The organism is Neobacillus camarae, from assembly GCF_054950115.1.
Genome location: NZ_JBUCKX010000004.1, coordinates 736,395 through 754,617, shown reverse-complemented (window position 1 = coordinate 754,617; position 18,223 = coordinate 736,395). Strand labels below are relative to the sequence as shown.

16 protein-coding genes and 1 pseudogene are annotated in these 18,223 nt (G+C 43.0%); 9 read left to right on the top strand and 8 right to left on the bottom strand.

All coding sequences use genetic code 11. The features are described from left to right. Positions 1 to 466: 466 nt before the first annotated feature. Complete coding sequence (locus ACY8D0_RS24965) at positions 467 to 1,216, bottom strand: SAM-dependent methyltransferase (RefSeq protein WP_462413145.1); 750 nt, start codon at positions 1,214 to 1,216, stop codon at positions 467 to 469. Positions 1,217 to 1,528: 312 nt separating this feature from the next. On the opposite strand from ACY8D0_RS24965, the gene ACY8D0_RS24960 reads away from it, so the two are divergent. Together ACY8D0_RS24960 and ACY8D0_RS24955 are read left to right on the top strand one after the other, a co-directional pair. Further along, positions 1,529 to 3,556, top strand: coding sequence for a Na+/H+ antiporter (locus ACY8D0_RS24960; RefSeq protein WP_462413144.1), 2,028 nt, complete (start codon positions 1,529 to 1,531; stop codon positions 3,554 to 3,556). Between the two features lie 203 nt (positions 3,557 to 3,759). Next, on the top strand, positions 3,760 to 4,605 hold the full coding sequence (locus ACY8D0_RS24955) for a hypothetical protein (RefSeq protein ID WP_462413143.1): 846 nt from the start codon (positions 3,760 to 3,762) through the stop codon (positions 4,603 to 4,605). Positions 4,606 to 4,678: 73 nt separating this feature from the next. Here the strand turns inward: ACY8D0_RS24955 and ACY8D0_RS24950 are convergent. Next, positions 4,679 to 5,267 (bottom strand): annotated as a pseudogene (locus tag ACY8D0_RS24950) (PALP domain-containing protein); the annotation flags it as partial. A 179-nt stretch (positions 5,268 to 5,446) separates the two neighbouring features. Here ACY8D0_RS24950 and ACY8D0_RS24945 point away from each other — a divergent pair. The 3 genes from ACY8D0_RS24945 to ACY8D0_RS24935 are packed head-to-tail and all read left to right on the top strand — an operon-like array spanning position 5,447 to position 8,997. Then, a complete protein-coding gene (locus ACY8D0_RS24945) occupies positions 5,447 to 6,196 on the top strand; it encodes a DeoR/GlpR family DNA-binding transcription regulator (RefSeq protein ID WP_462413142.1) in 750 nt (249 codons plus the stop codon). After that, complete coding sequence (gene pfkB / locus ACY8D0_RS24940; protein WP_462413141.1) at positions 6,193 to 7,104, top strand: 1-phosphofructokinase; 912 nt, start codon at positions 6,193 to 6,195, stop codon at positions 7,102 to 7,104. The genes ACY8D0_RS24945 and pfkB overlap by 4 nt, the downstream gene beginning before the upstream one ends. A gap of 15 nt (positions 7,105 to 7,119) precedes the next feature. Beyond that, positions 7,120 to 8,997: a PTS fructose transporter subunit IIABC gene (locus ACY8D0_RS24935; RefSeq protein ID WP_462413140.1), complete on the top strand. Its 1,878-nt coding sequence runs from the start codon at positions 7,120 to 7,122 to the stop codon at positions 8,995 to 8,997. Positions 8,998 to 9,034: 37 nt separating this feature from the next. Here the strand turns inward: ACY8D0_RS24935 and ACY8D0_RS24930 are convergent, their stop codons facing one another. Next, positions 9,035 to 9,880, bottom strand: a complete 846-nt coding sequence (locus tag ACY8D0_RS24930; protein WP_462413139.1) for an MBL fold metallo-hydrolase — start codon at positions 9,878 to 9,880, stop codon at positions 9,035 to 9,037. Positions 9,881 to 10,028: 148 nt separating this feature from the next. Between ACY8D0_RS24930 and ACY8D0_RS24925 the strand changes: the two genes are divergently transcribed. Beyond that, positions 10,029 to 10,322 carry a c-type cytochrome gene (locus ACY8D0_RS24925; RefSeq protein ID WP_462413138.1) on the top strand — a complete coding sequence of 98 codons (294 nt, stop codon included), beginning with the start codon at positions 10,029 to 10,031 and terminating at the stop codon, positions 10,320 to 10,322. A 73-nt stretch (positions 10,323 to 10,395) separates the two neighbouring features. Here the strand turns inward: ACY8D0_RS24925 and ACY8D0_RS24920 are convergent, their stop codons facing one another. Continuing rightward, positions 10,396 to 11,175 (bottom strand): Cof-type HAD-IIB family hydrolase, encoded by a 780-nt coding sequence (locus tag ACY8D0_RS24920; RefSeq protein ID WP_462413137.1) that lies wholly within the window; start codon positions 11,173 to 11,175, stop codon positions 10,396 to 10,398. Between the two features lie 369 nt (positions 11,176 to 11,544). Here ACY8D0_RS24920 and ACY8D0_RS24915 point away from each other — a divergent pair, with 369 nt between their 5' ends. Together ACY8D0_RS24915 and ACY8D0_RS24910 are read left to right on the top strand one after the other, a co-directional pair. Further along, a complete protein-coding gene (locus tag ACY8D0_RS24915; RefSeq protein WP_462413175.1) occupies positions 11,545 to 12,324 on the top strand; it encodes an SDR family oxidoreductase in 780 nt (259 codons plus the stop codon). A gap of 144 nt (positions 12,325 to 12,468) precedes the next feature. Beyond that, positions 12,469 to 13,617 carry a PQQ-dependent sugar dehydrogenase gene (locus ACY8D0_RS24910; protein ID WP_462413136.1) on the top strand — a complete coding sequence of 383 codons (1,149 nt, stop codon included), beginning with the start codon at positions 12,469 to 12,471 and terminating at the stop codon, positions 13,615 to 13,617. A gap of 57 nt (positions 13,618 to 13,674) precedes the next feature. Here the strand turns inward: ACY8D0_RS24910 and ACY8D0_RS24905 are convergent, their stop codons facing one another. The 3 genes from ACY8D0_RS24905 to ACY8D0_RS24895 form a co-directional block, all read right to left on the bottom strand. Beyond that, positions 13,675 to 15,912: an outer membrane protein assembly factor BamB family protein gene (locus ACY8D0_RS24905; protein WP_462413135.1), complete on the bottom strand. Its 2,238-nt coding sequence runs from the start codon at positions 15,910 to 15,912 to the stop codon at positions 13,675 to 13,677. 177 nt (positions 15,913 to 16,089) lie between these two features. Further along, complete coding sequence (locus ACY8D0_RS24900; RefSeq protein ID WP_462413134.1) at positions 16,090 to 16,461, bottom strand: hypothetical protein; 372 nt, start codon at positions 16,459 to 16,461, stop codon at positions 16,090 to 16,092. 84 nt (positions 16,462 to 16,545) lie between these two features. Then, on the bottom strand, positions 16,546 to 17,112 hold the full coding sequence (locus ACY8D0_RS24895) for an MOSC domain-containing protein (RefSeq protein ID WP_462413133.1): 567 nt from the start codon (positions 17,110 to 17,112) through the stop codon (positions 16,546 to 16,548). A gap of 124 nt (positions 17,113 to 17,236) precedes the next feature. Here ACY8D0_RS24895 and ACY8D0_RS24890 point away from each other — a divergent pair, with 124 nt between their 5' ends. Further along, complete coding sequence (locus tag ACY8D0_RS24890; protein ID WP_462413132.1) at positions 17,237 to 17,434, top strand: hypothetical protein; 198 nt, start codon at positions 17,237 to 17,239, stop codon at positions 17,432 to 17,434. A gap of 221 nt (positions 17,435 to 17,655) precedes the next feature. On the opposite strand, the gene ACY8D0_RS24885 is transcribed toward ACY8D0_RS24890, so the two are convergent. Continuing rightward, a complete protein-coding gene (locus ACY8D0_RS24885) occupies positions 17,656 to 18,198 on the bottom strand; it encodes a PepSY-associated TM helix domain-containing protein (RefSeq protein ID WP_462413131.1) in 543 nt (180 codons plus the stop codon). Between the last annotated feature and the right edge of the window lie 25 nt (positions 18,199 to 18,223).

Sequence of the window (18,223 nt, the reverse complement as noted above, 5' to 3'; positions counted from 1 at the left end):
TCCAAGAAAGTTGATATAGCTCATAAAAGTTAAAACGTTGGCTTCGTTTCGATAGAAACGAATATTTATTGCTGACGTATTGTTTGTTTAGTTTTCAAAGAGCAATTTTTCGCTGACAAAATAATATTATATCTTGTAATCTATTTAATGTCAATCACTTTTTTAAAACATTTAGTGGCGACAGGAATATATATTACATGATACAAAAGATAATGTCAATACATTTTTTAAGCAAATTAATTTCCCCAGCGGGAATTACTATATTACTCTTCTAACCTATTACTGTCAACATTATTTTTACGGATTAACTCATCTACTGTACTCTTTTCAATCCTGAACTTCTTGACCAATTTGTTTAATGTTTCTTTGCTGGTGCAGAGCACTAGTTAAATCGTTCTTTTTCAGAAAGTACAGGAAACAAGCCAATACTCCCTCAAAAAAAGTCAAGACGCCCCACACCACTTTTTTATACTCTAAAAAGGTATAATCCAAAACCCATAGTTTCTCTACCCCAATTTAGGTAGGATGCTCTCCAGGCCCGAATTTTCTTTAGCATGTCCTCACAATCTGGGTCTTCCGGATTTTCTAAACAATAATTTTCAATAGATGAGGAGTAGAGCCACTCATAGTCATCCCACTCGTCTTGTGTGGCCGTATACGACCAAAGGGGAACAAGACCGAGATCTGTACCTGCCTTTACGTTGTCCGCATGGCTTAACAGTTCTGACTCCTCCGCTCCCCCAAGAGCCTCTAGATAATCAGGGCTCGGTTTTTGCTTCCAGTAGCCTTCGCCAATCAATATGTATCCATTTTTCTTAACCAGATGTCTAAATGTCTGGAGTGTCGGGATTAAGCCGCCCAAGGCATGGGTCGAACCGATACAGATTCCAATGTCGTAACTTCCCTGTGGAGATTCCTGCGCTGCTTCCCCAGCATCACCAATGATAAATTCTATCTTCCCTTCAGGAATTCTATTGCGTGCTCGTCTCTTTGCCTCTTCGATAGCACCTTTATATAATTCAATAGCTGTCCCTTCTATATTATATTTTTCAACAAGACGGATTAGCAGTTCGCACCTGCCCGCCCCAATATCAATCACTTTTTCCTGCGGATCCGGCGAAATGATTTGGAACATTTTCTTGATTTTGGCTTCACTCATTGGATTATAAAAAGCATGATCTCTATGGGCTATACTGGAAAATTTATTCCTGTCCATTTAGACTCCTCCTTTTTTTTCGTTAATTCCATCTTACAAGAAAAAGGGTTAATTTAATATTGAACACTGCTCTTTCTTCATTAAAGTAATCTACGATAATCTTCGTGTCATTTTGGAGTGGTAGCTCTTGTCTCGGGGTCCTTTATTATTTCCTTCATCTTCATGTAAAAAGGAAAACTCTTAATAAGAATGCTGCTATTACTGTTACTTTCTAGCGCAGACATGTGTCTGTACTTTTTATTTTACAAAAATGGCGGAAAGTGAAGAGATCCTTTATAAATTACACAAAATACTTAGTGAGGAGGCTTGCCTATGGAATTTTTCCTGCTTGTTTTACTACTGCTTGGGATTATTGGCTTTTCTAGTTTCATCAATCACTTATTGCCATACATACCGGTACCGCTTATTCAAATTGCTTTAGGAGTGTTGCTTGCCTCACTTCCCTTAGGCATACATGTTCCTATGGACCCTGAATTATTCTTTGTACTTTTTATTGCTCCGTTACTATTTTATGACGGAAAAAATGTTTCCAGGAAGGCACTGTGGAAACTGCGGAAACCCATTTTGCTGCTGGCACTGGGCCTGGTTTTTGCCACTGTTTTTGTCATCGGTTTCCTTATTCACTGGCTTATCCCGTCGATTCCATTGCCGGCTGCTTTTGCTTTGGCAGCTATCCTGTCTCCGACTGACGTCGTGGCTGTAGGGGCAATCTCCAGCAGGGTGAAAATCCCAAAGACCATTATGCATATTCTTGAAGGTGAAGGGCTGATGAATGATGCCTCAGGTCTTGTCGCCTTTAAATTTGCTGTTGCTGCTACTGTGACCGGAGTTTTTTCCATAGTAGATGCAAGCTTGAGTTTTCTGGTCATATCTGTAGGCGGGTTGGCAAGCGGAGCCGTGCTCTCCTACCTTGTTATCAGGCTAAAGATCTTTATTCGACGGCTGGGCATGGAGGATGTGACACTTCATATGCTGATTCAAATACTTACGCCCTTTGTGATTTATTATTTGAGTGAGAACCTCCATTTTTCAGGTATTTTGTCTGTTGTGGCGTCCGGGATCGTTCACAGCATTTACCGCGATCGGGATCAATCCCCATCTTATCAACTTCAAACGGTCTCTCGCAGTACATGGATCGTCCTTATATATATTTTAAATGGGCTGGTATTTGTCTTGTTGGGACTGCAAATCCCTGCAGTAACAGGAGAAATTTTTCAAGACCCGCTGTTTAATAATTGGAAAGTATGTATGTACATCGTCATTATTTCAGTGTCTCTTTTCCTATTGCGTTTTTTATGGATTTCTTCTGTTTGGATTTTAGAACGGCTTTTGAAGGAGCAAGTCCAAATGCCTTCGTTCAAGGCGATTGGTATTTTGACTATTTCAGGCGTAAGAGGGGCCGTGACTTTAGCTGGAGCTTTTACGATTCCTTATGTTTTGGAAGATGGCAGTCCCTTTCCCGAACGTTCGTTGCTGCTTTTTATTGCTGCTGGGGTCATTTTAGCCACGTTGCTAGCGGCTAGTATTTTTTTACCGATCCTCGCTAGAACTGAAAAGGCCGACACCGATGAAAGACAAGTGGAACTTGAAAGAACCGCTATGCTCCAAACAATCGAGGCAGCCATTCAAGCTGTTCGGGGGATGATGAATGATAAAAACCAAGGTGCAGCTGTTTCTGTTATTGCGAACTATAACAAGATTCGAAATCGAATCAGCTTGCAAAGCGCTCAAAGCTCTGAGCAAATCAGATTGGCAGAAACGGAAATACGCATGAAGGCACTTGATGCGGAGGCGGACTATATTGAAAAACTGGTCAAAGCTGGCCAAATTAACCGTGATGCCTTGATTCTCGCACAGGAATATGTTCAGCGAATAAGGCTCGCTATAACGAATCGATTACGGTTTCGAGGATTGTTCATTTGGTCGCTCCTTAAGGGAGCCATCTTTAGGTTCTTCCTAATGTTTTCACCCACGTACCAAGAACGGATTGAAAACCGCCGCTTCAAAGCTAAGAAAGCACTCCAGTTAAGAGTAATCATGGCCAAAGCGGCTATCCGCTTTTTGACAGCACAAATGACCTCTGAAAATGAGTCCATTTATTTGAGCATTATCGGAGAATACAATGAGATGATCACAAAACTGAAACAGGCCAAAACAGGGGCAGACCGAACCCAATTCAATCTGTCAAAAAGAGAGCTCCAACTTAAGGCCTTCCAAGCAGAACGGGACCATATACAAAACCTTTACGAAGAAGGACATATCACCATCGACACCATCCGAAAAATACGCAAACAAATCAACATAAGAGAAGCCTACTGGGAAGAAAAAATCCTTCATTAATAGGGCAGTCCACCATTGCACTAAAGCATCACTGTACTGGGGGACAGGCCCCCGCTGCTTTAAAGCATTACTGCAACGGGGGCCTGTCCCTTCATAAATTATTCACATATTATCATGAATTCCCCCATTCTTCTCTTTCTTAGGGGGATATAATACAGATGCGTGACCTTATTAATATATTTTAAGGAAAGTAGGCTGGTGCTATGTCAAAAGACAGTAAAACCTTGAAACCTCCTGGGTGCAATGGGCTGGAGATTAAGATTTATTCGAAGAATTTTAACATTCCGGTCGATCAAGAGGAATATTTAAAGAATTTGGCCATTGGTTCAGAATTTGAGTTGCAGCCTCGTGGCTTGTTTGAATTTTACGGGATGGATTTGATTGCCTACAAATCCGAAAAACGCTCCGACAAAAGACGAAACGAGTTTCTCCGGGTTATTGCGAAACTAATGACCAGCCATTTAGAGAATGACTGTCCCCTCTCATGGCTGCAATGTCAGCCCTCCTTTTGGGAAGAATTAATTTTTACGGCTTTCCCCCATATGATGCGAATTTCACCAAAAGAGCAAGAAACCGAACAATTCTTAACACAATTACAAATGTTTGTCCAATGGCTGGATGATCGTGTTGGTACTGATTGGCACCCCCTAATCGAAGACCTTGCCATAAAAGCAACTCCCGAACTCAAAGACTGCGAACATCTGCTTAATGCCCTTTTTTTACGAGATTTCCCCCGCATCCATCATGCAGATTGGAATCCACAAAATGATATTGAAAAAATCAACCTCAGATTCAGCCAGTGTAAAGAAAAATTGGACAGTTTATTTGAGGTCACCAGCAGAATTGACAAAACTATCGTATTAACAGAATTTGCGACCAACAATATTTACTATGTAAAAGGTCTGCCCGTCAAATGGGCAGTTCCAGGGATTATTATGAGTGGAGTCATCGGCAAACAAGCGGGCGAACGAATTTGGAGATGGTTCCAAACCGAAGGTATTTATTCGCAAAGAGGAGGAAAATACCTCTCTTTAAAAATCAATCATTAATCTGTAAGGGCCTGTCCCCCACTGCGTTAATAAGTTAAAGCACTGGGGGACAGGCCCGATTTCTCTTGTAATTCTACTTTTTTAACATTCTATATACCTGCTCAATTACCTTACCCTACCACCAGACAAGTTAACGATAATTACATAATCCGGTGTCATTTGTTTTTGCAAGCTTGACCGCATGGGTCACTGCATGAGATCTCTCAAGCGCCCCGGAATAACTCTTTTTGTCTTGCTAAGCAAAAGAAAGGCATCTAGAGTCTCTTGTCCGGTAGGCATGACATACCGCCCCTGCTACTTGTTTTTAAGAAGCTGTGTTCCGGACCGACACCAGGGCAATCAATCCCAGCAGCAATTGAGTAGTCCGGCTGGGAATTCCCGTTTTCATCTAATAAAGTCAAACATTTAAACCCATGGATTATGGCCGGAACACCTTCTGTGAGGGATGGTGCCTCTGCTGGTACCAAACCGATAAAGCGAACATCCTTTTCTTCAATATAATAGGCAAACGCGCCAATTGCATTACTGCTGCCTCCGCACCCACAGGCATTCACGGCTCTCGGCAGCTTTCCGTCTTTTCTCGAGGTTTCGCTGATAATCCCCTGAAAATATTTAACCATGGTTAGATACGGGCGCGGACCTACGGCAGATTCCAATATATATTAGCAACTATAATTGACTTACACACTCGCTTTAACGCAATGGGGGACAGGCCCCCACCGCGTTAAAGCGGTAAAGATTGGATATGAATGTTTTTGGCTGTTTGTGATTGATTTTTGACAAAAATAGCTGTATGATATATTAGTTGCACTGTAAGCGTTATTTTTAGGAGGTGGCATTTTTGTTAGAGACAGAGCGCCATCAAATTATTTTGGCAGCGTTAAAACAAAAGAATACCGTAAAGCTGCAAGAACTTGTGGAGTTAACAAATTCATCTGAATCTACGATTCGGCGTGACTTAACCCAGTTGGAAAATATGAAGTATTTAAAAAGAGTTCATGGCGGTGCGGCCCGTCTTCAGGGCAAACTGCAAGAACCAAGCATGACTGAAAAATCATCCATAAACCTTCAAGCTAAGCAGCAGATTGCAGAATTTGCTGCCAGTTTAATTGAAGAGGGAGATTCCATTTATTTAGATGCCGGATCCACGGTTTTAGAAATGGTTCCTTTCCTGCCAGTCAATATAGTGGTAGTGACCAATGGACTCACGCACGCTAATCAGCTTCTGGACAGAAACATCAAGACGTTTTTAATCGGAGGTTACGTAAAACCGACAACCAAAGCAATGGTTGGCCGAGGCGCCCTAGAAAGCTTGGTGCAATACCGGTTTGATAAATGCTTTATGGGGGTTAACGGAATTCACCCCGAACTTGGCTTTACGACACCCGACCAGGAAGAGGCCATGATTAAACAGCAAGCAATGTCATTGTCCTGTGAAGCCTTCGTTTTAGCTGATGATTCAAAGTTTTCAGAGATTGCCTTTGCAAAAATCGCCAATCTCCATGCAGCTACCATCCTAACAAATGAGTTAGATACCGACATAAAGGAACAATATGATAGTAAGACAACAATAAAGGTGGTTACATTATGATCTATACAGTAACGTTAAATCCATCTCTCGACTATATTGTCGAGCTTGACCAAGTAAACGTTGGGGGGTTAAACCGCACCAAAAACGAAACCAAACTACCTGGTGGTAAAGGAATTAATGTATCACAAGTCTTAAAAAGACTCGATGTCGACAGTCAAGCACTTGGATTTATCGGCGGCTTTACAGGCGATTATCTAAAGTCATTGCTAGAGACCCTGCAAATCAGCACAGATTTTGTAAGAGTCAACGAAGATACTAGAATCAATGTCAAACTAAAGTCCGATACAGAGACAGAAGTCAACGCCAAGGGACCTGCGATTTCCCCCGAAAACTTTGAATCCCTTAAGGCAAAAATCAGAGAACTGACAAGTGAGGATATCCTGGTGTTAGCAGGCAGCATCCCTTCCACCATGCCAGCGGACACATATGAAGAGCTTGTAAAAATTTGCGGCGAAACCGGTACGAAGTTTGTGGTGGATGCGGAAGGTGAATTATTGAGAAAAGTACTCCCATTTAAACCCTTCCTTATTAAGCCGAATCATCATGAACTTGGCGATTTATTCAATACCGTAATCACAACACCTGAAGAAGCTGTTCCCTATGCCAGGGAGCTGATTAACCAAGGAGCCCAAAATGTCATTGTATCCCTTGCAGGAAATGGCGCCGTCCTCATCAATAAGGATATGGCCATCGTTTCTACTGTTCCAAAAGGGGAATTAAAGAGCTCGGTTGGTGCTGGGGATTCCATGGTAGCCGGATTTATTGCAACTTACGCTAAATCCAACTCCATTGAAGAAGCCTTCCGTTTTAGTGTGGCTTCCGGAAGTGCTACCGCCTTTTCCATTGGCCTATGCACCCCTGAAAAAATTGAGAGTTTACTGCCACAAGTAAAGCTACAACAGATCTAACAAAGGAGAAACGTCATGAGAATAACCGAGTTATTAACGAAAGATACCATGAATCTTGGTTTAACCAGCAGTGAAAAGGCAGATGTCATTGAAGAGCTGGTTACTGTTTTGGATAACGCCGGCAAATTGGCCGACAGAAACGAATATAAGCAGCAAATTTTAAATCGGGAAGCACAAAGCACAACCGGTATTGGCGACGGGATTGCCATTCCCCATGCGAAAACTAAAGCGGTGAAGCAGGCAGCGATTGCCTTTGGCCGTTCCACTGGCGGTGTCAACTATGAGTCGTTCGATGGCCAGCCTGCCCACTTGTTTTTCATGATTGCGGCAACTGAAGGGGCAAACAATACCCACTTGGAAGCACTTGCCCGTTTATCTACTATTTTAATGCGTGAAGAGGTACGCAAGCAGCTTTTAGAAGCAAAAACTGCTGATGAGGTTTTAAACGTCATTAACAGCCATGATGAAGAAGAGGAAGAAGAAACCCAATCCATGGCCGGTAAAAAAGACTTTGTTGTAGCAGTAACCGCTTGTCCTACAGGTATTGCCCATACGTATATGTCTGCTGATGCCTTAAAAGCCAAAGCAGCCGATATGGGTGTCGATATCAAGGTTGAAACCAATGGTTCCGGCGGGGCGAAGAACGTTCTGACCGCTGAAGAAATTGAAAATGCGACAGCCGTTATTGTCGCTGCTGACACCAAGGTTGAAATGAACCGGTTCAATGGCAAACATGTCATCGAAGTGCCGGTTGCGGACGGTATTCGCAAGCCGCAAGAATTGATTGAGCGTGCCTTAAAACAAGATGCCCCCATTTACAAGGGCGGTGTTTCTGAAAAAACAAATGATGAGTCCGGCAAAAAGGGACGCAGCATCGGCTCAACCATCTATAAACACCTAATGAACGGTGTTTCCAATATGCTTCCTTTTGTTGTCGGAGGCGGTATCTTAATTGCCATCAGCTTTATTTTTGGCTTTAATTCCGCGAATCCCGATGACCCGAGCTATAATGAATTTGCTGCAGCGTTAAAGACCATTGGCGGCGGTAATGCTTTTGCCTTAATGGTACCGGTGTTGTCTGGATTTATCGCCATGAGTATCGCGGACCGTCCAGGTTTCGCAGCAGGTATGGTGGGCGGTATGATGGCTGCAAGCGGCGGTGCAGGCTTCTTAGGCGGCCTTGTCGCAGGTTTCTTAGCAGGTTATGTAGTAGTGGGATTGAAAAAATTATTAGCAAACTTCCCAACCTCTTTGGAAGGAATTAAGACGATTCTATTATATCCGTTATTGGGTATTGCCATTACTGGATTAATCATGTTATACGTAGTAAACAAACCAGTTGGGGCATTAAATACCGCCATTTCTGATTGGTTATCCGGTCTCGGAACAGGAAATGCTGTTTTACTTGGGATTGTCCTTGGATTGATGATGTCCTTTGATATGGGGGGTCCTGTCAACAAGGCGGCATATGTATTTGGCACAGGATTGATCGCCAATGGCGTTTATGGACCAATGGCTGCCATTATGGCCGCTGGAATGGTTCCTCCATTAGGAATCGCGCTTGCGACTACTTTCTTTAAAAAGAAATTTAGCCAGCAAGACCGTGAAGCAGGAAAAGTAAACTATATCATGGGGTTATCGTTCATTACAGAGGGTGCGATTCCCTTCGCAGCAGCTGACCCAGTTCGCGTTATCCCTTCCGTCATGGTCGGCTCAGCGGTAACCGGAGCCTTGACCATGTTCTTCGGCATCGGCCTGCGCGCCCCGCACGGCGGAGTATTCGTCTTCCCGCTAGTTGACGGCAACTGGCTGCTCTACTTGTTGGCAGTAGTCATTGGAGCAATTATCTCAGCACTTCTACTAGGATTCTTGAAAAAACCAGTAACAAAATAACAAAAAGTTGGGGACAGGCCCCCGTTACGTTAATGCTTTAACGTACTGGGGGCCTGTCCCCTTTTTCTTCTTCATACTCTTTCCGTATCATGCTGATATTTTCTTCATGAGATTGTTTGGTGGATTTAGATGGGTAGGCCATTTCGTTGGCTAATTCGGTCATTATACTTGTTTCCTCATGCTGTACAGCTGCCATTAATCGGTCCAGGTAATTATCTGATCGTTGGATTCGCTGTTTGATTTCCTCTTTAGTAGCAGTGGTTTGTCCATGTCCTGGCACCAATATGTCTATTTTATGATTTTCCAGTATCCTTTCGGCTTTGCGAAGGGTTTCCTTGTACGCTCTGGCGCTGTGGGAGATAAATGGCAGTTCAAAATTGGAAAGGTAATCTCCGGCCAGCCACACACCAAGCGGCTCTATTACAGTAAATATCCCGTCATGGGTATGGCCTGGAGCCAGATAAAAAGTCATCGTTGTATCCCCAATGGCAAGTGTTTGGCCATCTTTCTCGACCACAATGTCCACCTCTGGAAATTCAATCGGATAAGACCGGTCAATATAGTAGTTGTTATCAAATTGGCGAATTTCCTCCACTGTTTGCTGTTTTCCCGGATGTTCCGTAAATCCTTTACTGGCAATCACTTTTGCTTTCGGAAAAGCCCGATAGCCGATAATATGGTCAAAATCGCCATGTGTAAACAATAGCAAAAGCTGTTTCTCCCCTTGAACTCTCGCAACATGCCGCTTAATTTCCTCCACTTCATTGGGCAGCCAATTAGGGTCGGTAACTAAAACAAAGTCCTCAGTCTCAACAACTGTACTGGTGGTTTGATATAAACCACTTTGAAATACCGTAATCGAATCTTTTTGAAGTTGGATCATATTCGCTTCTCCTTATGAAAGTTAAGAAAGATTTAACAATTGATGGATTAGGAGGGTAGTATTCTATGCTAGAGTATCTTTGTTGAGTATTATTGCGTATTCCCACTGTGAAAAGATTCTAAAAAATTTGATATTGGAGGAAAACACCATGAATCGATTATGGCTGTTAGTGGCCTTATCCCTCTTTCTTTTAGCCGGATGCTCTGCTAAAGCAAGCGAGAAAACATCCTTGGACGGAGAAGCACTCTATAAAGGCAAGTGTTTAGCCTGCCACGGGGCAGACTTAAAAGGAAGCTTTGGCCCACCTGTATTAAACATGAGCAGCAAGTATACAGACCAAGAATTAAAGAAAATCATCACAGAAGGTACAGGCAAAATGCAAGGCCAAAACGTAACCGATGATGAAGCAGAAGAACTAGTAAATTGGCTCATCAAACAATAATCTTTTAACGCGTTAATAAGGCGGGGGCCTGTCCCCCGCCCTATTAACGCATTAACGCACTGGGGGAAAGACCCTACAGGAGACCGACCATTTGGAGGCCGTGGTAGATGCCGTCGTTTTCTACTGATTTGGTTATATATTTTGCAGCTTCTTTTGCTTTGTCTTCGCCATTTCCCATGGCTACGCTGTTTTCTATTGCTTTCAGCATTTGTATGTCGTTCAGGCCGTCACCAAAGGCGAATTGACGCTCAGGCGGGAACCCCAGTTTTTGGACGATTTGTTCAATGCCTTTGGCTTTTGATCCCCCCTTGGGCAGGACATCACAGGAAACCGGATGCCACCTGACGAAATCAAAATCCTGAAACTCCAGCTCGTACTGTTTCTCCTCCCCTTCTTGACAAAATAAGAGAGATTGATACAGTTCACGGCCTTTGTAGTAATGAGGGTCATAGGTTGGAAAAGTGCCGATTTTTAAGGTGTCAATACTTTCTTTAATATAATCATGTTCCGGGACATTCGCTTTCATATCTTCATGGTCCATATACACAATCGGATGATTGTTCTTCAATGCCGCCTCTGTCAATTCTAGAAGGGAGGAAGTCTTCAACGGATTGGTATACAGCACTTCCCCGTTTAACACCACATATTGTCCGTTATAGCTGACATAAGTATTAATATCCAATTCTTTTCGCAAATCCGCAAACATAAATGGGGCCCGTCCTGTTGCGATGGCAACCACATGCCCAAGCTCCTTTAATTTGAAAACCGCTTCTTTCGTTGACGGGGGCAATTTTTTGTCATGGTCTAACAAGGTCCCATCTATGTCAAAAAAAATAACGCTTTGCTCTTTCACTTTTATGCCCTACTTTCGAAGTATATTTTTGCGCAGTTCGAGTCTCCACGAGATTTTAATCATCATCCATTAAATTAGCCATAAAGGAAAATCCCAGATTTGAGACACGAACGCTAATTGCATTGCCTGCAGTCCCACAAGAGAGAGCCCGCTTGGATCATTGCCTTTTTCGCTCCCCCCTATTACACCAAGCGCAGTCCTTTTCTAAAAGTGTAATATATGAAAGCCGTTTCATGTCAATGAATATCATCGAATATATTGTCCCCAAAGAAAAAATACAATATCACCCCTAACCTTCCTATGTTTTAAAATCTCAGGTGACGGGTATCTTAATAGGCATCATGATGTAGGAGGCGTTTAAATATGGAGATGCTGCTTAAACATCAGGTTGCGATCGTTACCGGTGCTGGATCAGGCATTGGAAAAGCCGCTGCATTAAGGCTGGCCGAAAATGGAGCCAAGATTGCCTTAGTTGATTTACATCAAGAAGAATTGGTTGAAGTGAAATGCCAAATTGAAGCATTAGGCAGTGAAGCTCTTATTTTAAAAACCAACGTTGCTAACCCAGAGGAAGTACAAAGCTGCTACCAAAAAATCATCGACAGTTGGGGAAGGCTCGACATTGTCTTTGCAAACGCCGGTATAAATGGCAAGGTAACACCCATTGAAGACTTGGAGCCCAGTGAATGGGATTTAACCATTACCAATAACCTAACAAGTACCTTTTTAACCGTTAAATACGCGGTGCCCCATTTGAAGAAAAGTGGCGGGAGCATCATAATCACCAGTTCAATAAATGGAAACCGGGTATATCGTAACATAGGAATGTCTGCTTATAGCACCTCAAAAATCGGCCAGATGGGCTTTGGAAAAATGGCAGCGTTGGAACTGGCCAAGTACCACATTAGGGTCAACATCATTTGCCCTGGTGCGATTGAAACCAATATCAGCGAGAACACCTGGAAAGAGAGTGACAACCTGAAAAAAGTGGAGGTCCCTATCGAATACCCCAAAGGCAGCCAGCCGTTAGAAAACAGACCAGGGAAGCCGGAACAGGTTGCCGACCTCGTGCTCTTCCTTGCTTCCAGCAGGTCTAGCCATATCACCGGCAGTGAACTGTATATTGATGGAGCTGAATCCCTTTTATAGAAGTCAAAAACCCATGAGCACACCAACTCATGGGTTTTCAATTTGGAGAAAAAAAATGAGGTAACTACTAAACTCCATCTGTTTAAATAATCTGAATTTTGTCCAAACTGGTGAGGAAAATTTTAATTATTTTGAGGTGGTATTGTGAGAAAGTCAGTCATTTACAGTACTCTAGGAGTTCTGTTCGCAGCGGGCTTAGGGACTGCGTTAGTCTGGAATAATCAGAAAGAAGATCAGGACGCCAGCAAAAATCAGGGGTCCCTCCGGCAAGATGCGATTGAAGTAATGGAAAAAACAGTTGAGGTTGTGAAGTCGGATGATGGAGGCGTAAATGCCAATCATTTGTATATCCCATGGACCATCAACAAAAATGGTAATTTGTTTTTCTTAAGCCAACGGGAAGGCTCCGTTATCCAGATTGACGGTGACCTCGGTCTGGTAAAAGTGCAGCAAGTGAAGGTCTCAAAGGATATTGTACATGAAGGAGAAGGCGGCTTCCTCGGTTTCGCACTAGCGCCGGATTTTGAGAAATCAAAAATGGCCTTTGCCTATCATTCGTACAAACAAGATGGCAAAATCCTAAACAGAATTGTTTCACTGAAGCTGGCAGATAACACCTGGAAAGAAGAGAATGTCCTATTGGAAGGGATACCTGGCGGAACAGCGAATAATGGCGGCCGGATTAAAATTGGACCGGACGGAATGCTCTATGCCACGACTGGTGATATTACCCAGTCGGACAATGCCCAAAATCTCAACAGCTTAGCCGGCAAGATTTTAAGAATGGATTTAAACGGTCATATTCCTGCTGACAATCCATTTAAAAATTCCTATGTTTATTCATATGGCCACCGGAACCCTCAAGGGCTTGCCTGGGATAGCAATGGTAACTTATATAGTTCCGAGCATGGAGAATCAGGTCATGACGAAATCAACCTGATTCAAGCTGGCAAAAACTATGGATGGCCTGTCATTCAAGGAGACGAAAGCAAAGAGGGCATGGTCAAGCCGCTAGTGCAATCCGGAGATCAAACCTGGGCTCCTTCCGGAATGGCCTTTCATGATGGAAAACTTTTGGTCGCTTCTTTAGCCGGGAAAAAACTGTTTGCCTACGACCTAACAAGCAAACAGTTCCAGGAATTTTATGGTGATGCCGGACGTTTGAGAGATGTACTCGTAGACAATAACGAGTTATTCACCATAACCAGCAACCGTGACAACCGTGGAAATCCAACCGATAAGGATGATAGGCTGATTCATTTAACTTTAACTGAAAAAGCTAATGCAAACTAATATGTAAAAAAAGGTAATCGTCGTGATGACGATTACCTTTTTTGTATTATCAAACGGTTATCCTCCGCCAAGGCTCTTTACATAATCGGCTACAGCTTCAATCTGCTCTTTTGTCAGCGTATTTTTAAATGGAGGCATCCCGCCGCCACCATTGGTTACCTGCTTAATTACACCAGCCCTATCCAATTTTGTCTGTTGCAAGTTTGGTCCATTATGCCCTCCGGCGCCTTCTGCACCATGACAGGCCAAGCAGTTATTAGTATAAATACTTTCTCCGTCATCCGCACTATCTTTTTTCGAGCTATCATTTTTCTCCTGCTGATTAGCCTGTTTGTTCCCTTTATCTTGGACAGGGGATACATTGATTTTATCCTTAGGAACATCATTCACAGAACCATATTTCCCCTCTAATGAGAAGGTATAAATCTTATCACCATGTTTGGTTCCAGCCAATGTATTACCAGCCGCAAAGATGGTGATATACTGTTTCCCATCCACTTCATAGGTCATCGGCGGTGCATTGGCACCAGCATCCATTTTGAACTCCCACAATTGCTCACCGCTTGATGCATCATAGGCAAGCATCCTACCGTCATTGTGCCCAGTAAGCACCAGGCCGCCTTTTGTGGTTAAGATACCGCTATAGGCGATGGCATCCCATTTCTGCTGCCAAACGATTTTATTGGTTTTAACATCGATGGCCGTAACGGTTCCGCGGCTCGGAGATTTCTCCACCGGCTGCCAGACACTTCCGATATACTCTTTTCCTTCCTTATAGCGGTTTTTATCTTCTTCAGCATAATGTGCATACGCAAAATAATTGTCATTTCCTAATACATAGAAATATTCAGTGTTAGGGTTATAGGCCGATGGCGGCCAGTTTGCCCCGCCTTGAGGCGTTGGTTTAATCGTAACAGGCTTATCCCAGAATGGAGTAAAAATGCCGCCAAAGTCCCCTTTAAAATCGGCTGGCAAGTCACGTTTGACATCTTCTGCCGTGACGGTTTGCGGTACAAACGCATCCCCGACTGGAATCGGCTGAGTAGGGGATGTTTTTTGATTTTCGTTTTGCGGCACCGGTTTTTCCTCAATGCCAATCAGCGGTTTCCCATTTGTCCGGTCCAAAAGATAGACCCATCCAGTTTTTCCCGCCTGAGCGATCCCCTTTTGCATTTGTCCATTCAAATTCACATCAAATAAGACAACAGGATTGGCAGGATCCATATCCCAAATATCATGATGGACTTCTTGGAAATGCCATTTATAGGCTCCCGTATTCGCATCGACTGCAAGGATGGAATTTGCAAACAAATTGTCCCCTTCCCTGCTGCTGCCATCCAAATCAGGGGATGCATTCCCAGTCGCAAAATACACCATGCCCAGATCCGGGTCAACCGCTGGTGTGTTCCAAACCGGCGCACCGCCTTTTAGCCAGTCCTTATTATCCTTCGGCCAGGTTTCACTTCCAATTTCCCCGGGAGCAGGCAATGTATACGAACGCCAGATTTGCCGGCCCATTTCGGCATCATAGGCTGCAACATACCCTCTAATGCCATACTCGCCTCCGGCAATACCCGTATAAACTTTACCATCATAATAGAGCGGAGCACTCGTAATGGTATAGCCTTTTTTCCAATTATCCACTTTGGTTTCCCAAACTACTTTACCTGTCTTTTGATCCAGGGCAACCAGTCTTGCATCCAGCAAACCAACAAAGACTTTTCCGTCCCCTATCGCGACCCCTCGGCTAATCCATCCACAGCATACTGTATTAAGACCGTTACCAAGCTGCGGACGGTATTCCCAAATCATCTTCCCAGTTTTGGCATCAAGCGCTTGAACCTCATCCGCCCCAGTAACTGTGAACATCACTCCATCATAAACGAGCGGGGTGGCTTCTCCTGAATATTTGAATTCCAAACCAGATCCCAGACTAGTGACCCATTCTAATTTTAAGTTTTTAATATTGGTTTTATTGATTTTGTCCAGTGGCGAATAGCGGCTATTACGAATATCTCCGCCGTTGGTAATCCAGTTGCCTGACGGAGCGGCGGCCAGATCATCGGCCGAAAATTTTGGTGCCAATTTTGACTTGTAATCCATATGCTGATAGGCCTGATAATCATTATCCTCTTCGTTGTCATTTCCCTTGTTTTCATTCTTTGCCGTTGTTTTCGTCTGTTCTTGTTTCTTGGCCGTTTTAAAATGCGGCATATGAAAATCAGCATTGGCAGCAAATACACCAGCAGCGACAACAAGCAACAATAGAATCACAAGCACTTCTGACTTTTTCACATATGACACTCCTTTCTAAGATTTCTTTGAGAGTAATTTACCCGGATAGGAATAAATTAACCAAACAAAGAAAAAAGCAATAATCATACGGCCAACTGGCGAAAAACTCTTTTTTAAAGCAAAAAAAAGAAGCAAGGGTTTGCCCTAAGCTCCGATGATACATTTTTATTGAGGTTCCTAATGCTTCGAAAGTTCTCTTATTTTATCCACCCAGTCCTTAAAACTGTTGTACTCTTTTTCGTCAAAGCCAAAATGAGTTTTTATCATTCTAACTGAATCACGTTCTAAGTCATGAAACACACCATCTGCAAAGATTAGTTGAAATAGTTCTGCCAATACTATTTTTTTCGAGCGTTCGCTATTAAAGTGCGGCAGGATTTCTTCTAAAGCAAGCCCTTTTGTTTGATAGTCGGTAAGATCCATTTCCTTCCGGTATTTATCAAGTATCGATGCCTCAAAAATGGAAAGATTTCCATCAATCTTGGCTATGCGGGAAGCCAACTCAAGAAATGCCTTTTTCTCTTCCAACTGCAGTTCTGCCAGGAACATATTCTTCACCCCCTACTAATGTTGTTAATCTAAAAATCGTATCGACAAAACAATTACCATTGGCCAGATTATTTCTTTGGAAAATTATTGCATCGGATCGGCGTAATCATTAACGAGGATCTGAACTTGATCTCCCGAAGTGATTTCTCCGATGCATTCAACGGCACAGACGATGCCTCTTCGCTTGTATCCCGCCTTCACAAAACGGGAAGCAAGTTTGGGGTGGTCCTGATACTGCTTCTGAACCTCCGCCCCTGGCAATGTACACGGTTTATTTTCCCCCATACAAATCAATCCCGCTCCGCCTGGAAACAAAATGCGAGAGCCTATGGGAAGTTTCGTTAAATGGGGGACTCCTATTAATAGAATATTAGCGCCCAGCCACTCTGGCTCAATCTTTTCAACCCCTAATTCTTCTGCTATCAATGCGAGCTCCTCTTCCGCCACAATGGTAATTTGCCGGCGGTTCAAAATCTCTGTGCCTCTAGGATACATCGGCTGTCTTGAATCAGCCAGGCTTGTCATGCCAAAATGCCTGTCTCCCCTTATTCCTCCAAATTCCAAAAGAACGCTTGAAATGTTCCTAGTCACAAATGTTTCCGGCTGGTCTGCTATATATATCCCCTTCACAATTGCTTCCAATTTTTCCATTCAATCCCTGCTTTCTAAAAATAATTATAACACGTTTTGTCCTGTAACCTGGACTATTCTCTTGCATAAGAACACCTTAAGTCAAATATGATAATGATAAGAGTTTAATGAAGGGGTTGTTGTCGTGATTATTTTTAATAAAATTGCCGTCTTTTTCGTCGTTTTATATTCTATCTTCATTATTATCAACACCTATTTAGGAGAAACAGAGCGAGTCCAATCAAATGTTATTTACTTTTTGATGAACGGGTTTGCTTATATTGTATCCGCTATTGAAGTGGAGAAAGGAAAACAAAAGCCGGAAACTTTACAACATATATAAATCCTTGGCACAATAAAACCTTTTCAATTGTTCATCATCATCACTCCTCACTATATTACACAAAAAGAGAACCGATTGACGAGCCTTTAAACTGTGAAGACAGAGATATAGCTTGTCGAAAAGGCCAGCATTTGACTGCGATGCTGATACTTCAAAGCCTTGCTAAGGGCACAATGGTTTTCTTATAGCTAAAAAAACAAGCCCATCTCGGGGCTTGTTTTTTATGCTGATTCTCTTGCCAATCTAGCTTTTTTACGCTTACTTTCAGCCCCAAGGACTCTAATTGATAAGTAAATCCCTGTTCCAGTCAAGATCATCATGGCAACGGCGGTAAGGTCAATTAACCATTTGATATTAGTCGTGCCAATTCTGCCTTCATGAAGACCCCTGATAATTCCCATAAAAGATTGTGATGAACCTTCTCCGCCAGAGAATCCAGTTCCGCGGCCTCCACTTGGGAACTGACCGTTTCCTCCAAATTTCCCATTCATTTGGCCGCCCATTTGCCCGCCAGTTTGGCCATTCGTTTGACCGTTCGTTTGGTTATTCGCATTTCCCTGTGTTTGTCCTGATGACTGTGTAGAATTAGTTGTTGTACCCTGCTGCCCAGGCATCTGGCCCGGCTGGAAATTCCCTCGCTCCGTTGCTGTTGCTTGCCCAATTAACCATGGTTCATTCATGAGCAAGCCGGTAAGGGACTCCATAAAGATAAAAATCGAACAAATTAATCCAATCCATAAATGTACTTTTCTTGCGCTTTTCATAAAAATGCTCCTTTTTCATTTGAAT

What these genes read in the sequence shown, in the direction of transcription:
- ACY8D0_RS24965 (WP_462413145.1), bottom strand. Translation starts at nt 1,216, where the DNA reads ATGGACAGGAATAAATTTTCCAGTATAGCCCATAGAGATCATGCTTTT.
- ACY8D0_RS24960 (WP_462413144.1), top strand. Translation starts at nt 1,529, where the DNA reads ATGGAATTTTTCCTGCTTGTTTTACTACTGCTTGGGATTATTGGCTTT.
- ACY8D0_RS24955 (WP_462413143.1), top strand. Translation starts at nt 3,760, where the DNA reads ATGTCAAAAGACAGTAAAACCTTGAAACCTCCTGGGTGCAATGGGCTG.
- pfkB (WP_462413141.1), top strand. Translation starts at nt 6,193, where the DNA reads ATGATCTATACAGTAACGTTAAATCCATCTCTCGACTATATTGTCGAG.
- ACY8D0_RS24935 (WP_462413140.1), top strand. Translation starts at nt 7,120, where the DNA reads ATGAGAATAACCGAGTTATTAACGAAAGATACCATGAATCTTGGTTTA.
- ACY8D0_RS24930 (WP_462413139.1), bottom strand. Translation starts at nt 9,880, where the DNA reads ATGATCCAACTTCAAAAAGATTCGATTACGGTATTTCAAAGTGGTTTA.
- ACY8D0_RS24925 (WP_462413138.1), top strand. Translation starts at nt 10,029, where the DNA reads ATGAATCGATTATGGCTGTTAGTGGCCTTATCCCTCTTTCTTTTAGCC.
- ACY8D0_RS24915 (WP_462413175.1), top strand. Translation starts at nt 11,545, where the DNA reads ATGCTGCTTAAACATCAGGTTGCGATCGTTACCGGTGCTGGATCAGGC.
- ACY8D0_RS24900 (WP_462413134.1), bottom strand. Translation starts at nt 16,461, where the DNA reads ATGTTCCTGGCAGAACTGCAGTTGGAAGAGAAAAAGGCATTTCTTGAG.
- ACY8D0_RS24895 (WP_462413133.1), bottom strand. Translation starts at nt 17,112, where the DNA reads ATGGAAAAATTGGAAGCAATTGTGAAGGGGATATATATAGCAGACCAG.
- ACY8D0_RS24885 (WP_462413131.1), bottom strand. Translation starts at nt 18,198, where the DNA reads ATGAAAAGCGCAAGAAAAGTACATTTATGGATTGGATTAATTTGTTCG.